Consider the following 16,133-nt stretch of genomic DNA (forward strand, 5'->3'; position numbering starts at 1 on the left):
AGACTCAGCGCCGGGGGACCAACAGCCCACTAACGGCCTCACGATAGCTTTCCAAGGTGATGGCGGCGGTGCGTTGCCATCCGAAGGACTCGGCGTGGGTGGCAGCGAGCCGGCCCATATCCTCGCGCGTTTGGACGTCGTCGTAGAGATCTTCGAGGGCGTCTGCCCAGTCGGAGGGGTCGTGTCCGTCCACCAGCATGCCCGTTCGCCCGTCCGAGATGGCCCGTGAGAGACCACCAACGTTGGTGGCCACCACAGGTGTACCGCACGCCTGTGCTTCCAACGCCACCAAACCGAAGGACTCGCTGAAGGAGGGCATCACCACTACGTCTGCTGAACGGAACCAGCTGGCCAGCTCCAGTGCCACTACAGGCGGCCGGTGAGTGACGACGTCGGCCAGTCCGGCGTCTTCAATAAAGTGCTGGAGGTTGAAGTCCTTGGCTCCGCTGAGGGATCCCAAAATAGTCATTTCCAGATCAAGGTCAGGCCTGCGTTTGCGGAGAATTCCGGCGGCCTTGACGAACACTTGGGGACCTTTGAGCCGTTGGATCCTGCCGGCAAAGAGAATATGGAAGCTGTCCGGCCTGACACCCCGTAAAGTACGGGACTTCCGCCGGAATGACGGCGTGAACACTTTGAGATCCACACCCGGCGGCGCGACGTCGATCCTGTCCAGGTCCGCCCCGTAGTGGGAAACCAGTTCCTCCGCCTCGGCAGGAGTATTGGCAACAAGCCTCGAGGCGCCATCCACAATCCGTTGTTCGCCGTCTTCCCGGCGCCGTGGCTCGGGACGTTCACCGGACTCCAGGACAAGGTTTTTTACCTTGGCCATGGTGTGCATGGTGTGGATCAGCGGGACGCCCCAGAGTTCTGACAACTCGAGCCCGGCCACGCCGGAAACCCAGTAATGCGAGTGGATGGCGTCGTAGCGGCCGTGGAGCTGTTGGTGCCGTATCTTGTCGATTTCTTCCACCATGTGGTGCAGAAGTGCCGGCAATTCTTCCTTGGGCAGTTTGCGGCGTGGTCCAGCCATGACGTTGTGCACGCAGACGCCCGGCCCGGGATGCTCGACGGCGGCCTGGCCGGCTTTGGTGGATCGCGTGAAGATCTCCACCTCCACACCGGACTCAGCCAGTGCCATGGCCAGCGCGCGAACGTAGACGTTCATTCCGCCGGCATCTCCCGCGCCGGGCTGCTCCATGGGGGAGGTGTGCAGCGACAGAAATGCCACACGACGGATCAACGGCACCCGGGTCCTCCTCACGATCACAGCAAAATCATCTTTGCCCTGCAGAAAACACTACTCCTGCCGTTAAGTCCCAAGCCGGGCAAGCTCCGCTATGTGGACAAGGCTGCTAGCGTGGCCGCTGTGAGCCAAGAACATTCCTTTGACATTCGTAAAGCAACACCTGAGGACTGGCCCGGAATATGGTCGATCCTGCAACCGGTGATCCGCGAGGGCGAGACCTTCACCTGGGACCGGGACACCAGCGAAGACACAGCCAGGGCCAAGTGGATGAAACAAGCTCCCGGTCAGACCTTCGTGGCGGTGGCCCGTGACACGGGCGGGATCCTGGGAACAGGGGAGTTCCACGCCAACCAAGCCGGTGGTGGAAGTCATGTTGCCAACGCCGGATACATGGTGGGGGCCAACAACTCGGGCCAGGGCATCGCACGGGCTCTGTGCGCCTACTCCTTGAGCGAAGCGAAGGCCGCAGGGTTCCGTTCCATGCAGTACAACGCCGTGGTGGAGAGCAACGTGCGTGCAGTGTGGTTATGGCAGTCCATGGGTTTCAAGATTCTGGCCACGGTTCCCGAGGCTTTCAACCATCCGGAAATCGGCTACGTGGGCCTGCACGTGATGTACCGAAAGCTTTAGGCCCACAGCTGGGTTAATTCAGGAAAAGCGACCTCGTAACCTTCCAGCAGCTGCCGGCCCAAGAGGAGTGAACCCACCAGGGGATGCGCCGCAAAGGCTTGCACAGCTGCCTCGCGCTCGCCGGAAACCACGGCGCGGATCGTCAGCCGCTCCACCTCCTTGATGTGCTGCATCAGAGTAAGGAACTGCCCGTCCGGCCGGTCCTGCGCGAGCGGCAACGCGCCGTCGGGCGTTACCTCGCAAGGAACCTCGACGACGGCATCCGCAGGCAGCCCGGGCACCGCGGCCTCGGCAGCGGGCCCGGCAAGTGACACCGGTGAGTTCGGCACGTTGAGGATCAAGTGGGCGGTACCGCCGCCGGACAGCGCTCGCATCACCGAAAGCGCCACACGTTCATAGCCGCCTCCTGCGAGATCCGACTCGTCCCGCTGTTCCCCGTGAATCCGGGCCTCTGCCAGGTAGCCTTCCTCGCGGGAGCGCCGGGCGTCATCCCACAGGCGGTACGGATGCGAACCTTGCAGAAGCGACGGGTAGAGCGACTGTTGCTGGTCATGGATGGAGGCCCCGCGCGTTTGCTGTTGCTGTCTGATCGCCTCGGTGGCCTGCGAGGTTTGGTAGTAGTAATAAAGATATTCGTTGGGCAGGCAGCCAAGGTGAAGCAGGGTGTGTTGCCCGAACAAGCGGCCTTCCTCCATGGACTCAAGAGCGCCGTGATCGGACAAGAGAGCCGGTAAAAGATCCCGCCCATCAGGGGCCAAGCGATAAAGCCAGCCCAGGTGGTTCAGTCCGTAGTAGCCCACGCCGTCGAGCCTTCCTTCTTGGAGGGGCGCCCCGGCGGCACGGGCTGCACGCTGGACCAAGCCCCCGGCGGAATCGCAGATGCCCATCACCCGGCGCCCCAAGACCGGTACCAGAGCTTCGGTAACCATGCCAGCCGGGTTGGTGAAGTTGATGAGCCAGGCCTCGGGGCAATGCTCCCGCATGGCCTCGGCGAGTTCCCGCATCCGGGGGATGGAGCGCAGCGCATAGGAGATGCCGCCGGCGCCGGTGGTCTCTTGGCCCAGCAACCCCAACCTCAAGGGGATCTGTTCGTCAGAGATCCTCCCCGCAGTACCACCCGGTCTGATCGCCGCGAACACCATGTCCGTTCCGGTGAGCGCCTGCCCAAGATCTGTGGAAACCACGACGACGGGGCCGGAACCGTCGGCGGGCATATCGCGGAGCACCGCCTCAATGGCAGCGAGCCGTAATTCATCCACGTCGAAGAGAACAAGCTCGTGGACCAAACCTGCGAAAGGGCCCTCGCACAAGGCCCGGTACACGAGGGGAACCCGGAATCCGCCGCCACCGGCGATCATGAGCCGCATGGTCCGAGTCTATGCAGCCCCGCAAGACTATGCAGCCAAGTACGTGCAGCGTAGTCTGCCGTGCATGGACGCTATGCCCCAGCGACGATTCGACCCCCTGGCTGCCGTGCGGTCGGACGGGGACCAGCAGTGCGACCTTCTCCTGACCGGAACGGTTTTCCAGGACATCATCTTCACCGGACTCCCGCACGCACCCGAACCCGGTACGGAGGTGTGGAGCGAAGGCATGGGCAGTTGCCCCGGCGGCGTAGCCAACCAAGCCATTGCTGCCGCACGGCTCGGCTTGCGAACCAACCTCGCGGCGACTTTCGGGGACGACGGCTACGGCGACTACAACTGGCAGATCCTGGAAAGCCAGGAACACGTTGACCTCTCCCTTTCGCAGAGAGTCCCCGGCTGGCACTCACCCGTCACAGTATCCATGTGCGTAGACCAGGACCGGTCCATGGTCACCCACGGCCACCCCGCTCCGATCAGTTCCTCGGAACTGATCGGGAAACCACCCAAGGCGCTCGCCGCCGTCGCCGATCTGGGTGAAGAACTCGAACCGTGGATGCTGGCAGCGAAGGATGCGGGCACCAAACTTTTTGGCGTGGTGGGCTGGGACCCAACGGGGGCGTGGTCCGAGCGGCGTCTGGACCAGCTGGCCAACTTCTACGCCTTCCTGCCCAATGCTCCCGAAGCAATGGCTTTCACCGGTAAAGCGGACCCGTGGGCGGCGTTGTATTCGCTGGCTGACCGTGTCCCCGTGGCCGTGGTGACCCTTGGCCCCCAAGGCGCGGTGGCCGTGGACTCGGAAACCGGGGAAGAGGAATGGGTTCCGTCCCTGCCCGTATCAGCCTCCGATCCCACTGGTGCCGGAGACTGTTTCGGGGCGGCCTTCATTGTGGGCTGCCTGGCAGGGTGGAGGCTGGGGGACCGGCTCCGGTTCGCAAACCTTTGCGCCTCCCTGGCGGTCCAGGAAGTCGGAGGCTCACTGGCTGCACCGGGGTGGGGAGACATCGCCGACTGGTGGCAACGGGCCCATGCGCGGAAAGAGCGTCAGTCCAGTCAATGGTTGCGGCGCTTCGCTTTCCTGGAACCGATCGTGAAGGACATTCCGGCCGAAGCGCAACGACGAGCCCGGGCCACCATCGCGCATTTGTCCGATGCGCAGTAGCCCTGACAATGCCCGGCAGTTAACCCGAGTTCACTGACAGCACTAGAATCTCTAGGGTGACTTACGAAGCAGCTGCAGATATCGGGATCGGGTCCAAGGCCTCCATAGCAAAGTCAGCGGTGCTGGAACGCTCCGCAGTGATCGACCTCGAGGCCGTGCGGCACAACGTTCGTCAGTTCGTCGGCATCGCCTCCCCGGCCGCCGTCATGGCCGTGGTGAAGGCTGACGCTTATGGGCACGGTGCCGTGCAGGTGGCCCGGGCAGCGCTCGACGCTGGAGCGGCCTGGCTGGGTGTCGCCCACATATCCGAGGCGCTGGCCTTGCGCGCCGCCGGAGTCGATGCTCCACTGCTCGCCTGGCTGCACACCCGCGAAAGTAACTTCCAAGCGGCAGTCGCCGCCGGCATCGACGTCGGCATCTCCGGCTGGGAGCTGGAGGCGGTAGTGGCAGCCGCACGGGAGCAGGAGCGACCCGCACGTGTGCATCTCAAGGTGGATAGTGGTCTGGGCCGTAATGGTTGCACCATTGCCGACTGGGACCGGTTGGTGGGCCAAGCCATGGAATATCAGGACCAAGGCCTCCTGCGGGTAGTGGGTATCTTCTCCCACCTTGCCGTTGCCGACGAGCCGCAACGTCCCGAAACGGATGATCAACTGGCCGTGTTCCGCGAAGCGATCGCCATGGCCGAGGACGCGGGCGTAGACACCGAGGTCCGGCACATAGCCAACACGCCGGCAGCCCTGTCGCGACCGGACTCTCATTTCGACCTCGTGCGTGTGGGTCTCGGCATCTACGGACTTTCGCCCTTCGAAGGGGCCACCTCTGCCGAACTTGGTCTGCATCCGGCAATGACGGTCCGGACACTCTTGTCCAACTGCAAGAAGGTTCCCGAAGGCCAAGGCGTCTCCTACGGACTCAATTACCGGACCAGCGAAGAAAGCACGCTGGGCCTGGTGCCGCTGGGCTATGCAGACGGCGTCCCAAGGATCGCCACCGGAGGTCCCGTGCGGGTGGACGGCATCACCTACCCGGTAGTTGGCCGGATTGCGATGGACCAGATGGTTATTGACTTGGGGCCGATCTCCCCGGAAGCGGCGGCAGTCCTCAAAGGCGCCGAGGCTGTCATGTTCGGCAACGGTGCTGACAACGGCCCCACCGCCGATGACTGGGCGAAAGCAGCCGGAACCAACAACTACGAAATCGTGACGCGCATCAGCCCCCGGGTCCCGCGCAGCTATATCAACGAAATGCCCGCCAACGCCGACGCCCCCAACGCAGCTGAAACGGCAGCGCGGTGAGCGGAGCCCAGTGGGAGCGCACACTCACGGTCACGACGGCGGAGCAGACGCACGCGCTCGCAGCAGCTGTGGGCGGGGTACTTCAGGCGGGGGATCTCCTGGTCTTGACCGGCGAGCTGGGCGCCGGCAAGACGACGTTCACCCAAGGCCTCGGCGAGGGCCTGGGGGTCCGTGCAGGCATTATCTCGCCAACGTTTGTCCTGGTTCGGATCCATCCCAATCTCCCGGATGGCCCCAGGCCGGGCGGCCCGGACCTGGTCCATGTTGACGCTTACCGGCTGGACTCGGCAGCTGAGATCGACGACATCGATCTTGAGAACACCATGGACACAGCGGTCACCGTGGTGGAGTGGGGCCGGGATCGGGTAGAGCACCTTTCAGACAGCCGTCTTGAGGTTGACCTGTACAGGTCTGTTGGCGGGGAAAGCGCTGCGCCCACCACGGACGGGGCGTTCTTGAATTTCGATACGGATGACGACGACGAACCCCGCACCATCGTTTTCCGTGGGTTCGGTCCCCGCTGGGTTGAAGCGCCGCAAGTCCTCGAACCTACTTCTCACATGGAAGGTCATTGATGCTGATCCTGGCCATTGACACGTCAGCGGTTGCCAGTGCGGCCCTGATTTCGGACGATGCCATGGAAAGCGTGGTGGACTCTTTCGCCACGGCGGACACCCGCAGCCACGCCGAAGTACTGGCTCCCGGGATCGAGAAACTCTTGGCTGGTGCCGGCGTCACGGGCGCGGACATCGATGCGATCGTCACCGGTGTTGGACCTGGTCCCTTCACGGGCCTCCGCTCCGGCATTGCGACCGCCCGCACCCTCGCTTTCGTCTGGAACAAGCCGTTGTACGGACTGATGAGCTTGGACGCCATCGCTTTGGAAGTGGCGGAGTCAACGGCCGCCACCCCCGAGTTCCTTGTGGCCACGGATGCCCGACGCAAAGAGGTCTACTGGGCCCGCTACACGCTGGCTGAAGGCCAGCTTCCGGAGCTCGTGGATGGCCCCCACGTGGGTTTCGCCACCGAGCTCCCGGACTTGCCGGTTTTCGGGGCGGGCGCAGGCTTGTACTCCGATGTCCTCACGGCGGACGAAGACTTCGCCCAAACCCAACCGGATGCGGCGTCGCTGGGCCAGTTCGCTTTGGCCAAGCTGACGGCCGGACAGGCATTGCTGGATTCCACGCCGTTGTATCTGCGCGAATCGGATGCCCAGGTGCCCGGGCCGAGAAAGCGTGCGCTGTGATGGGAAGAACACTGTGAAACTCTCACCCAAGCTGGAACTCGCCGGTGTGTCACTGCGCGATATGACCGAGGCCGACATCCCGGCAGTGGAGACGTTGGAGCGACGGTTGTTCCCTATGGACGCCTGGCCGTTGCAGATGTTCTTCGACGAGCTGGCTCAACCCGAGACGCGGCGCTACGTGGTGGCGGAGGTTGCCGGGGAGATTGTGGCTTACGCCGGGTTGATGTGCATCGAGCCGATCGCGGACGTCCAGACGATCGCCGTCGTGCCTGAATTCGAGGGTAAAGGTATTGGCTCCGCAGTCCTGACCGAGTTGATCGAAGAAGCGCGCCGCCGCCGTGCGGCCGACGTCCTGCTGGAGGTGCGGGCGGACAACCCCCGCGCCCAGCAACTGTACTTGCGGTTCGGTTTCGAGCAGATCCATGTCCGTCCCCGCTATTACCGGGACGGTACCGACGCCCTGATCATGCGGCTAGAACTGAACAAACCACAGTCCCACGAAGGAGCCACAACGTGAGCGGGCAGTATCCGGAACAGTCCAAGCAGCCTCTGGTGCTGGGCATCGAGTCTTCCTGCGACGAGACCGGTGTGGGGATCGTGCGGGGAACCACCCTTTTGACCAACACAGTGTCCTCGTCCATGGATGAGCATGTTCGCTTTGGCGGCGTCATCCCGGAGATCGCATCACGCGCGCACCTGGACGCTTTTGTGCCCACGCTGCAGGAGTCGCTGCATGAGGCCGGTGTCACCTTGGAGGATATCGATGCCATTGCCGTGACGTCCGGCCCCGGCCTGGCAGGAGCCCTCATGGTGGGTGTTTGTGCTGCAAAAGCGCTGGCTGTGGCCACGGGCAAGCCACTGTACGCGATCAATCATCTTGTGGCGCACGTTGGTGTGGGGCTGCTGGACAGAAAGCCCGCGTCGAACGGAAGGCCCGACGCCGGTGCTTCCGACGCCGGCGCTGCCGCCGGCTTGGGTGCCGGCAGGCTGCCGGAGAACCTCGGAGCATTGCTGGTATCGGGCGGGCACACGGAAATCCTGCGCATCCGCAGCATCACGGACAACGTGGAGCTCCTGGGTTCAACCATCGACGACGCCGCGGGCGAAGCCTACGACAAAGTGGCCCGCATTCTTGGACTCGGCTACCCCGGTGGACCAGCCATCGACAAACTGGCACGCCAAGGCAACCCCAAATCCATCCGCTTCCCGCGTGGACTCACCCAGCCTAAATACATGGGCACGGCGGAGGAGAAGGGCCCCCACCGCTACGACTGGTCCTTTAGCGGCCTGAAAACTGCCGTGGCCCGGTGCATTGAGCAGTTCGAAACCCGAGGCGAGGAAGTCCCCGTGGCGGACATCGCCGCAGCGTTCCAGGAAGCCGTGGTGGACGTCATTAGTTCCAAGGCGGTCCTGGCCTGCAAAGAGCACGGGATCACCGATGTGCTGCTCGGCGGGGGTGTGGCAGCGAACTCGCGCCTCCGGGAACTGACGGGACAGCGCTGTACCTCCGCTGGAATCAAGCTGCACGTTCCACCGCTGGACCTCTGCACAGATAACGGAGCCATGGTTGCTGCGCTCGGTGCCCAGCTGATCATGGCCGGCATCGGCCCCAGCGGAGTCTCCTTCGCGCCGGATTCCTCCATGCCGGTTACTACGGTGTCAGTGCCCGCCTAACGCCACGCGGGCTAGGCGTCCGGACCCTTGCGCATTTGTTGGACGAGGTCCATGACCACGGCCTGAAGGTCACCGTTGTGTTCTGCGGCGACGCGGCGCTGGCGCTGGTAGCTTGCTCCCCGTTCGATGATCTTCAGGACGTCTGCCAGCTCTTCGGAGCAACCCAGCTTTGCTGCCACGGGTTCCAGCCGCGCGACGGTTTCCGCCAAGTGTTCCGTGACCAGCTGCTCGTTGCCCTCGGCGTCAAGAATGATGATGGCTTCCATGCCGTAGCGTGCGGCTCTCCATTTGTTCTCCTGCACATGCCATGGCGGCATGGTGGGGATGCTGCCGCCTGCGTCAAGGATGGAAGAGAACTCGTCTACCAGGCATTGAGTGAGCGCGGCAATGGCGCCTACTTCTTCAAGAGTGGCCAGGCCGTCGCAGATGCGCATCTCGATGGTGCCCAGGTTGGAGACCGGCCGGATGTCCCAACGGATTTCAGAGGTGGCGTCGATGACACCGGTGGTGAACATGTCCTGGACGTAGGACTCGTACGCCTCCCAGCTGTCGAACTGGAAGGGCAGTCCGGCGGTGGGAAGCTGCTGGAACATGAGCGCACGCTGGGAGGCATAGCCGGTTTCTTCTCCGGCCCAGTAGGGGCTGGAGGCGGACAGTGCCTGGAAATGCGGGAAGTAATTGACCAAACCGTCCAGGATGGGGAGGACCTTGTCCCTGCGGTCGATGCCCACATGGACGTGAACACCGTAGATCACCATTTGGCGTCCCCACCATTGGGTCCGCTCAATCAGCTTGGCGTAGCGCTCCTTGTCCGTGACGGGCTGGAGCAGGGGAGGGCTGAACGGGTGGCTGCCTGCGCAGAACACTTCCACGCTCATGGGGTCGGTGACTTCGCGGACGGCGGCGAGGGAACGGCTGAGGTCCTCTTTGGCATCCTTGACTGTTTCGCAGATCCCAGTAACCAATTCAACGGTGTTGAGGAGCAGCTCGCGCTTGATATGGGGGTGTTCGTCGTCCTCGTTGAGGTCGGGGTGGTTTGCGGCGACGCCCTTCAAGACGTCGTTAGCCACTGATACCAATTCCCCGGTGCGTGCATTGACGAGCGCCAACTCCCATTCCACACCCAGTGTCGATTGCCTGGATGGCGCAAAATCAATCTGCACGTAGTCCCCTCATTGTCTTGTCTCAGCCGGACACGGTTCCCCGCTGTGGGGCCGCCAGCGGTCGGAACAAGTCTAATGCAGCCGGAACGCAGGTTGCTGCTGTGGCCTTCCAAGGGAGAGCTTCCTTAATTTGCTAATGAGAATGTTTCTCAATAGTATGGCTGCATGCATCTCACAGTCCTCAGTTCCCTGGACAGCCAATGCCGCGAGTCAGCCGCGGCCAGGCTCGGTCAAACCCACCACAACTCCGTAGTGGTCCTTCACGATCTTCTGGATGGCTCCTTGGTGTTGCGGCGCGTCTATCGTGACGGCCAGCTGTTTGAGCGTGAAACCACGGTATTGGAGCATGGCTGCCTAAGCTGCACGGTCAGGTTGGATGTAGTCCCGACGGCGGAACGCCTCGCCTCGTGCGGCTTCGACCACGTTGTCCTTGGCCTCCCGCCCGGCGTTGCCGCAGCAATGGCAGTTGCTGAGCTTCGGCTTGGTCTGACCCGCCCTGCGCTGATCGACAACGCAGTACTGGCCCTGGACCCTGTGGACTTGGATGACCATATGTGGGACCGTCACACGCTGTTCGAATCCGGATTTACGTCCTTGCCCACTGATGATCGAACCAGCGGGGAATTTCTGATCGGCGAGTTCGGCCAGGTGGATACCGTGATGGTCCACCCCGGGCTGGGGGCGGTGCTGACCGGTGAAACCCGCGAAGACTCCGCACAGTGGCAGTTGGGTGTCGAATTGCTAGGCCAGTTGGCTTTCCATGCCGGCGTTGTTGGCGCGGCTGATACATACCGGCCGGGATGTTTCGACGACGCCGAAGCGGCGGCACGCAACCGGCCCGGCGTCGTGCGTGTGCCCGTTAGCGAAGCGGACGGTTCCTACCGGACGGTGCTCCACAAAGCTGGCCGTCCGTTGCATCCCGGACGCTTCCGCGATGCACTTCCCCGCCTGTCGGCCGGAACGCACTGGATGCGAGGCCGCCTCTGGATCGCATCAGCGCCTACAACAAGGATCGCCGTCCAGGGAATCGGGCCGCGTGTGTGGCTCGAAAGCACTGGAAAGTGGTTGGCCGACTCCGCGGAATCAGTGCCCGGCCTTGCGCGCCCGGGAAACGCGGGTGCGGACGTGGACTCCCTTCTTGACTGGCACCCCAACCATGGCGACCGCGGAACCGTACTGGCCATCACCGGACGGTCCGAGGATATTGATGCGCAGGAAATCAGTGAACTGCTGGAGGGTTGCCAATTGACGGAAGCCGAGATGAAGCAGGATTTCGGCGTCTGGGACGATCCCCTGGAACTTAGCGACGCCCTCTAATCCAGACACAAAAAGCCAGCCCAAACACCCAACAAAAAGGAGAAACACCATGAAGGTCAGGAATTCGCTGCGTGCCCTCAAGAAAATCCCCGGCGCCCAGATTGTCCGCAGGCGCGGACGCACCTTTGTCATCAACAAGAACAACCCGCGGATGAAGGCGCGGCAGGGCTAAGCGCGGGGCAGTCCACGGACGGCAGCGCTGAAAGGGCGTTGTTTAATGGGGGAATGCCAATCCTGAACAAAGACATGTCCCTGTGCATTTCGCTTGCGGCCCGGCCCAGCAATATCGGGACCAGGTTCCACAACTATTTGTACGATCTGCTCGGCCTGAACTTTGTCTATAAGGCATTCGCCCCCGCGGACATCGCCCTTGCGGTGGCGGGCATCCGCGGCCTCCCGATCCGGGGCGCCGCGGTGTCCATGCCGTACAAGGAAGCCGTCATCCCGCTGGTTGACGTCATGGACCCGTCAGCAAAAGCCATTGATTCCGTGAATACCATCGTGAACAACCACGGCGTCCTCACCGCCTACAACACGGACTACATCGCCATTGCCCGGCTCTTGAAGGACCACAAGGTTCCCAACAGCCACACCGTGCTGCTCCGTGGTGCCGGCGGTATGGCCAAAGCTGTTGCCGCAGCCCTTCGGGACGCCGGGTTCACTGCCGTGACCATTGCGGCCCGCAATGAGTACACCGGCCGTGCCCTTGCCGATCTCTACGGATTCGCATGGCAGAACGACGTCAACGGTTCCACCGCGAACCTCATCATCAATGTCACGCCTCTGGGAATGGCAGGTGCGGATGAGGCGGCCCAGTCGTTCGATGACGCCACAATTTCCGCGGCACAGGTAGTGTTCGACGTCGTGGCGTTGCCCTCCGAAACGCCGCTGATCAGCGCTGCCCGGAAGGCGGACAAGAAGGTAATCACGGGCGCTGAGGTCATTGCCATCCAGGCCGAGGAACAGTTTGTCCTGTACACCGGCGTGCGCCCGAGCCCTGAGCAGGTCCGCGAAGCCTCGGAGTTTTCGCGCCGCTAACGCTTGTGATGCGCTAGGCCGTAACAGGCTCCACGACTATGGCCACTCTTTCCTCGCCGATCCTGGTGAGGACCAGGGTGGCTGTTTTCGCGTCCGTGCCTTTTGCGGGTTTGGCGGGAAGCAGTTGTTTCCGCAGCTCTTCCGGAGTCACGGCCGTGCCGCGTTTCTTGATATCGAGCACCGTAATGCCGTTTACCTTCACCCATGCCTTGAGCGCCTTGACGTTGTAGGGCATCACCTCAAGCACCTTGTAGGCACGGGCGAACGGGGTGTCGTGCAGTTCAGGAGCACAGATGTAGGCAATGTGCTCGTCCACGAGGTGGCCATCCAGCCGTTCAGCGACGTCGGCTACCAGCCCTGCGCGGATTACCGCGCCATCGGGTTCGTAGAGAAAACCCTCAACAGGCCCGACGGCGGCTACCGGGCCGCCGTCGAAATCCGCACCGCTGGTGATTTCCGCAGCGCCCTGCGCGCCAATCACCAAGGCGGCGCGACGCACGCCCGGGCGGGACACTGCGTTGAACCACAAAGTCACTTCGGTAACATCGCCGCCAACCGAAACCCACTGGGCCTCGCAGCCTGACGGCACCGAGTCATAGGGAATGCCCGGACCCATTTTGACGCCGATGGCGCGGCCGGTAGCCGCGAGGCGTTCAACGAAGGACAACGGGGGAGAAAAGGCTTCAGGATCCCAAATCCGCTTGGTCCCGGACGTGGACGTGGTTCGCCGGGCGGGATCCAGCCATACGCCGTCGATCCCCTCCAGCTCCACGGTTGTTGCATCAGAGTGCACCACGGTGGCATGCGGAAAAGGCATGAGGTTGATGGTGGCGCAGGCAGCAGTGGTTTCATCCATCTCCACGGCGGTCACCGAAATCTCCATGGACGCCATGGCCATGGAATCGGCACCAAGGCCGCAACCGAGATCTGCAACGTGGGAGATTCCGGCTTTCGCGAAACGCTCGGCGTGGCGGGCGGCGACGTTCAAGCGCGTTGCCTGCTCCAAACCGGCTTGGGTGAACAACATCTGCCGGGCAAACTCACCGAACTTTGCCTCTGCACGTGTCCGCAGCCGGGATTGCGTGAGGACCGCAGCTACCAGTTCAGGGGAGTGCCCCGCCTTCCGGAGGTCGGCGTTAACGCTGAACGAGTCGGCCTCCCGGTAGGGTCCCAGTGAGGCAAGAAGTTCCCATCCTTCTGTAGTCAGCAAGGGCGCGATCTGTTCCTGCGGTGCGTGAGACATGGGATCAAGCCTAATGGCGCGGCGCTTGACAAGGTGACCGCCGAACCAGCCGGATAGGGTTGTTTTATGGAAGACAACGCATCACCACACCCCTCCACCCTCACGAAGATAGCGCGCCCCGCCCTGATAGCGGGGGTCGTGATCGCTGTGGTCTGCATCGGCCTGCTGATCATCATCTTCGCGTTGGATTCCTTCAATGCCGCTACCTATTCGGTGGCCGGCAAGAGTGTCAATGACGCCACCGATGAAGCGAGGGGCATCCGCGAACTCTACAGCGCCGCCCGGACCGGTGGAATCATTACGCTGGTGGTCTCTGGCGTCGTAGCTGTTGCCGCCGCTGCAGTGCTGTACCTGAACCGCGGCAACGCTCCGCTGGACGAGGATGACGACGGCGAAGACTACGATCTGGACGACCTCACGGGCAGCTGAGGGACGTTCACCCATGACGAAATGCTGGCACTCACCTTGACCGAGTGCTAACGCTTACATAGAGTCTTGTTAGCACTCTCCCCGGAGGGTGCTAATCACGCCAAGCGTCTTCCGGCACCGCGACGACGGATGTACGCTCCGGCACCCTAGTTCTTAGTCCATGAATCAGCTCATGAAAAGGAGAGTCCGAGTGTCGGTCTCGATTAAGCCTCTTGAGGATCGTATTGTTGTTCGCCCGCTCGAAGCAGAGCAGACCACGGCTTCCGGCCTGGTAATTCCGGACTCCGCACAGGAGAAGCCGCAGGAAGGCGAAGTTGTTGCAATCGGCCCCGGCCGCTTCGATGACAACGGAAACCGCGTACCGGTTGACGTAGCTGTTGGCGACGTCGTCATCTACTCCAAGTACGGTGGAACCGAAGTCAAGACCGGCGGCAACGAGTACCTCGTTCTGTCCGCCCGCGACGTCCTTGCGATCGTCGTAAAGTAACTTCCCGGAGCCCCGCACCGCCGTCGCGTTGGAATCACATTCCAGCCGTCAGCGGTGCGGGTTTTCTGTCTTGAAAGGACACAACCATGGCAAAGCAGCTTGCTTTTAACGATGCTGCCCGCCGGTCTCTTGAGGCCGGTATCGACAAGCTCGCCAACACTGTCAAGGTGACGCTTGGCCCGCGCGGCCGTAACGTCGTGCTGGACAAGAAGTGGGGCGCTCCCACGATCACCAACGACGGCGTGACCATCGCCCGCGAAGTTGAGCTTGATGACCCCTACGAGAACCTTGGCGCACAGCTGGCCAAGGAAGTAGCCACCAAGACCAACGACGTCGCAGGCGACGGCACCACCACGGCTACCGTGCTGGCTCAAGCCCTGGTGAAGGAAGGCCTGCGCAACGTTGCTGCTGGTGCCGCTCCGGGCGAAATCAAGCGCGGCATCGAGGTTTCCGTTGAAGCCGTCGCAGCCCGCCTCTTGGAGAATGCCCGCGAAGTCGAAGGCACCCAGGTTGCCAGCGTCGCAGCCATCTCCGCGCAGAGCGACGAGGTTGGCGAACTGCTGGCCGAGGCGTTCGGCAAGGTTGGCAAGGATGGTGTCATCACCATCGAAGAGTCCTCCACCACCCAGACCGAACTGGTCCTCACCGAGGGCATGCAGTTCGACAAGGGCTACCTTTCCCCGTACTTCGTCACCGACGCTGAGCGCCAGGAAGCCGTCCTTGAGGATGCCCTCATCCTGATCAACCAGGGCAAGATCTCCTCGCTGCAGGACTTCCTGCCGCTGCTGGAGAAGGCACTGCAGGCGAACAAGCCGCTCTTCATCATTGCTGAAGACATTGAAGGCGAAGCCCTGTCCACGCTGATCGTCAACCGCATCCGCGGCACGCTCAACGTTGTTGCCGTCAAGGCGCCGGGCTTCGGCGACCGCCGTAAGGCCATGCTCCAGGACATCGCAACGCTCACGGGCGCCCAGGTTGTATCCCCGGACCTCGGCCTGAGCCTGGACACCGTTGGCCTTGAGGTACTTGGTACCGCACGCCGTATCACGGTGACCAAGGACAACACCACCATCGTTGACGGTGCAGGAACTGCCGAGGACGTCGCAGACCGCGTTGCACAGCTGCGCGCTGAGCTCACCCGCACGGATTCCGACTGGGACAAGGAAAAGCTGCAGGAACGCCTGGCCAAGCTGGCCGGCGGCATCGGCGTGATCAAGGTCGGCGCAGCCACCGAGGTTGAGCTGAAGGAAAAGAAGCACCGCATCGAGGACGCCGTTTCCTCCACGCGTGCAGCCCTCGAAGAAGGCATCGTTTCCGGTGGCGGTTCTGCTCTCATCCACGCTCTCAAGGCACTGGACGAGTCCCCAGCCGTCAAGGCGCTGGAGGGTGACGCGGCAGCTGCCGTGGGCATCGTCCGCCGCGCCCTGGTCCAGCCGCTGCGCTGGATTGCCCAGAACGCTGGCTTCGACGGCTTCGTTGTTGTTGCCAAGGTTTCCGAGCTGGAAGCCAACCACGGTTTCAACGCCAAGTCCGGCGAGTACGAGGACCTGATCGCCGCTGGCGTGATCGACCCCGTCAAGGTCACCCGTTCGGCTCTTCGCAACGCCGCTTCCATCGCTGCCCTGGTTCTCACCACTGAGACCTTGGTTGCCGAGAAGCCGGCTGAGGAAGAAGACGCACACGCAGGCCACCAGCACTAAGGCCTGTTCAATAGAAGCCCCGGTCACTTTGACCGGGGCTTCTGTTGTTTCTGCAGGAGCTACACAGGCCGCTTCACGCAGCTATTGTGAGCGTACGACTGCGGCGGTAACCTGACGCTACTAGGGCGGCTTG

The 16,133-nt window shown here is 62.7% G+C and carries 17 protein-coding genes; 13 read left to right on the forward strand and 4 right to left on the reverse strand.

What is annotated here, in order from left to right; translation table 11 throughout:
• Positions 1 to 4 precede the first annotated feature (4 nt).
• Positions 5 to 1,249: a D-inositol-3-phosphate glycosyltransferase gene (gene mshA / locus J7I86_RS08520; protein WP_214819014.1), complete on the reverse strand. Its 1,245-nt coding sequence runs from the start codon at positions 1,247 to 1,249 to the stop codon at positions 5 to 7.
• A gap of 111 nt (positions 1,250 to 1,360) precedes the next feature.
• Here mshA and J7I86_RS08525 point away from each other — a divergent pair, with 111 nt between their 5' ends.
• On the forward strand, positions 1,361 to 1,879 hold the full coding sequence (locus J7I86_RS08525; RefSeq protein ID WP_214819015.1) for a GNAT family N-acetyltransferase: 519 nt from the start codon (positions 1,361 to 1,363) through the stop codon (positions 1,877 to 1,879).
• On the opposite strand, the gene J7I86_RS08530 is transcribed toward J7I86_RS08525, so the two are convergent.
• On the reverse strand, positions 1,876 to 3,246 hold the full coding sequence (locus J7I86_RS08530) for a 6-phospho-beta-glucosidase (protein ID WP_214819016.1): 1,371 nt from the start codon (positions 3,244 to 3,246) through the stop codon (positions 1,876 to 1,878). The two genes, J7I86_RS08525 and J7I86_RS08530, sit on opposite strands and share 4 nt — an antisense overlap.
• A 64-nt stretch (positions 3,247 to 3,310) precedes the next feature.
• Here J7I86_RS08530 and J7I86_RS08535 point away from each other — a divergent pair, with 64 nt between their 5' ends.
• Genes J7I86_RS08535 through tsaD form a run of 6 tightly spaced genes read left to right on the forward strand, consistent with a single transcriptional unit; the run spans position 3,311 to position 8,623 of the window.
• Positions 3,311 to 4,405, forward strand: a complete 1,095-nt coding sequence (locus tag J7I86_RS08535; RefSeq protein ID WP_396019858.1) for a carbohydrate kinase family protein — start codon at positions 3,311 to 3,313, stop codon at positions 4,403 to 4,405.
• Positions 4,406 to 4,461: 56 nt separating this feature from the next.
• Positions 4,462 to 5,703, forward strand: coding sequence for an alanine racemase (alr, locus tag J7I86_RS08540; RefSeq protein ID WP_214819018.1), 1,242 nt, complete (start codon positions 4,462 to 4,464; stop codon positions 5,701 to 5,703).
• On the forward strand, positions 5,700 to 6,278 hold the full coding sequence (tsaE, locus tag J7I86_RS08545) for a tRNA (adenosine(37)-N6)-threonylcarbamoyltransferase complex ATPase subunit type 1 TsaE (RefSeq protein ID WP_214819019.1): 579 nt from the start codon (positions 5,700 to 5,702) through the stop codon (positions 6,276 to 6,278). The genes alr and tsaE overlap by 4 nt, the downstream gene beginning before the upstream one ends.
• Complete coding sequence (tsaB, locus tag J7I86_RS08550) at positions 6,278 to 6,949, forward strand: tRNA (adenosine(37)-N6)-threonylcarbamoyltransferase complex dimerization subunit type 1 TsaB (protein ID WP_214819020.1); 672 nt, start codon at positions 6,278 to 6,280, stop codon at positions 6,947 to 6,949. The genes tsaE and tsaB overlap by 1 nt, the downstream gene beginning before the upstream one ends.
• A gap of 13 nt (positions 6,950 to 6,962) precedes the next feature.
• Entirely contained in the window at positions 6,963 to 7,466 is a 504-nt protein-coding gene (gene rimI, locus J7I86_RS08555) for a ribosomal protein S18-alanine N-acetyltransferase (RefSeq protein WP_214819021.1), read from the forward strand.
• Positions 7,463 to 8,623, forward strand: coding sequence for a tRNA (adenosine(37)-N6)-threonylcarbamoyltransferase complex transferase subunit TsaD (gene tsaD, locus J7I86_RS08560; protein WP_214819022.1), 1,161 nt, complete (start codon positions 7,463 to 7,465; stop codon positions 8,621 to 8,623). Before rimI ends, tsaD begins: the two co-directional genes overlap by 4 nt.
• Before the next feature lie 11 nt (positions 8,624 to 8,634).
• Here the strand turns inward: tsaD and J7I86_RS08565 are convergent, their stop codons facing one another.
• The gene (locus J7I86_RS08565; RefSeq protein ID WP_214819023.1) at positions 8,635 to 9,786 is read right to left on the reverse strand and encodes a glutamate--cysteine ligase; all 1,152 of its coding nucleotides are present in this window, start codon (positions 9,784 to 9,786) and stop codon (positions 8,635 to 8,637) included.
• 165 nt (positions 9,787 to 9,951) lie between these two features.
• Here J7I86_RS08565 and J7I86_RS08570 point away from each other — a divergent pair, with 165 nt between their 5' ends.
• The 3 genes from J7I86_RS08570 to J7I86_RS08580 are packed head-to-tail and all read left to right on the forward strand — an operon-like array spanning position 9,952 to position 12,141.
• Entirely contained in the window at positions 9,952 to 11,103 is a 1,152-nt protein-coding gene (locus J7I86_RS08570; protein ID WP_214819024.1) for a GTP-binding protein, read from the forward strand.
• A gap of 49 nt (positions 11,104 to 11,152) precedes the next feature.
• Positions 11,153 to 11,275 carry a type B 50S ribosomal protein L36 gene (ykgO, locus tag J7I86_RS08575; protein WP_011775528.1) on the forward strand — a complete coding sequence of 41 codons (123 nt, stop codon included), beginning with the start codon at positions 11,153 to 11,155 and terminating at the stop codon, positions 11,273 to 11,275.
• A gap of 53 nt (positions 11,276 to 11,328) precedes the next feature.
• A complete protein-coding gene (locus tag J7I86_RS08580; RefSeq protein ID WP_214819025.1) occupies positions 11,329 to 12,141 on the forward strand; it encodes a shikimate 5-dehydrogenase in 813 nt (270 codons plus the stop codon).
• Between the two features lie 13 nt (positions 12,142 to 12,154).
• On the opposite strand, the gene J7I86_RS08585 is transcribed toward J7I86_RS08580, so the two are convergent.
• Positions 12,155 to 13,384 (reverse strand): class I SAM-dependent methyltransferase, encoded by a 1,230-nt coding sequence (locus J7I86_RS08585; protein WP_214819026.1) that lies wholly within the window; start codon positions 13,382 to 13,384, stop codon positions 12,155 to 12,157.
• A 66-nt stretch (positions 13,385 to 13,450) separates the two neighbouring features.
• On the opposite strand from J7I86_RS08585, the gene J7I86_RS08590 reads away from it, so the two are divergent.
• The 3 genes from J7I86_RS08590 to groL all read left to right on the forward strand — a co-directional run bounded on the left by J7I86_RS08590 (position 13,451) and on the right by groL (position 16,000).
• Positions 13,451 to 13,813, forward strand: a complete 363-nt coding sequence (locus tag J7I86_RS08590) for a hypothetical protein (RefSeq protein WP_214819027.1) — start codon at positions 13,451 to 13,453, stop codon at positions 13,811 to 13,813.
• A 190-nt stretch (positions 13,814 to 14,003) separates the two neighbouring features.
• A complete protein-coding gene (groES, locus tag J7I86_RS08595) occupies positions 14,004 to 14,300 on the forward strand; it encodes a co-chaperone GroES (RefSeq protein WP_011775524.1) in 297 nt (98 codons plus the stop codon).
• A gap of 86 nt (positions 14,301 to 14,386) precedes the next feature.
• Complete coding sequence (groL, locus tag J7I86_RS08600) at positions 14,387 to 16,000, forward strand: chaperonin GroEL (RefSeq protein ID WP_062073085.1); 1,614 nt, start codon at positions 14,387 to 14,389, stop codon at positions 15,998 to 16,000.
• Positions 16,001 to 16,133: the final 133 nt, after the last annotated feature.

It is taken from the genome of Arthrobacter sp. ISL-95 (assembly GCF_018613695.1).
Classification (GTDB): Bacteria; Actinomycetota; Actinomycetes; order Actinomycetales; family Micrococcaceae; genus Arthrobacter.

Bases quoted from the DNA above. Each gene is read 5' to 3' on its own strand.
- J7I86_RS08530 (WP_214819016.1), bottom strand. From the start codon at position 3,246: ATGCGGCTCATGATCGCCGGTGGCGGCGGATTCCGGGTTCCCCTCGTG.
- J7I86_RS08535 (WP_396019858.1), top strand. From the start codon at position 3,311: ATGGACGCTATGCCCCAGCGACGATTCGACCCCCTGGCTGCCGTGCGG.
- tsaB (WP_214819020.1), top strand. From the start codon at position 6,278: ATGCTGATCCTGGCCATTGACACGTCAGCGGTTGCCAGTGCGGCCCTG.
- J7I86_RS08570 (WP_214819024.1), top strand. From the start codon at position 9,952: ATGCATCTCACAGTCCTCAGTTCCCTGGACAGCCAATGCCGCGAGTCA.
- ykgO (WP_011775528.1), top strand. From the start codon at position 11,153: ATGAAGGTCAGGAATTCGCTGCGTGCCCTCAAGAAAATCCCCGGCGCC.
- J7I86_RS08580 (WP_214819025.1), top strand. From the start codon at position 11,329: ATGCCAATCCTGAACAAAGACATGTCCCTGTGCATTTCGCTTGCGGCC.
- J7I86_RS08585 (WP_214819026.1), bottom strand. From the start codon at position 13,384: ATGTCTCACGCACCGCAGGAACAGATCGCGCCCTTGCTGACTACAGAA.
- J7I86_RS08590 (WP_214819027.1), top strand. From the start codon at position 13,451: ATGGAAGACAACGCATCACCACACCCCTCCACCCTCACGAAGATAGCG.
- groL (WP_062073085.1), top strand. From the start codon at position 14,387: ATGGCAAAGCAGCTTGCTTTTAACGATGCTGCCCGCCGGTCTCTTGAG.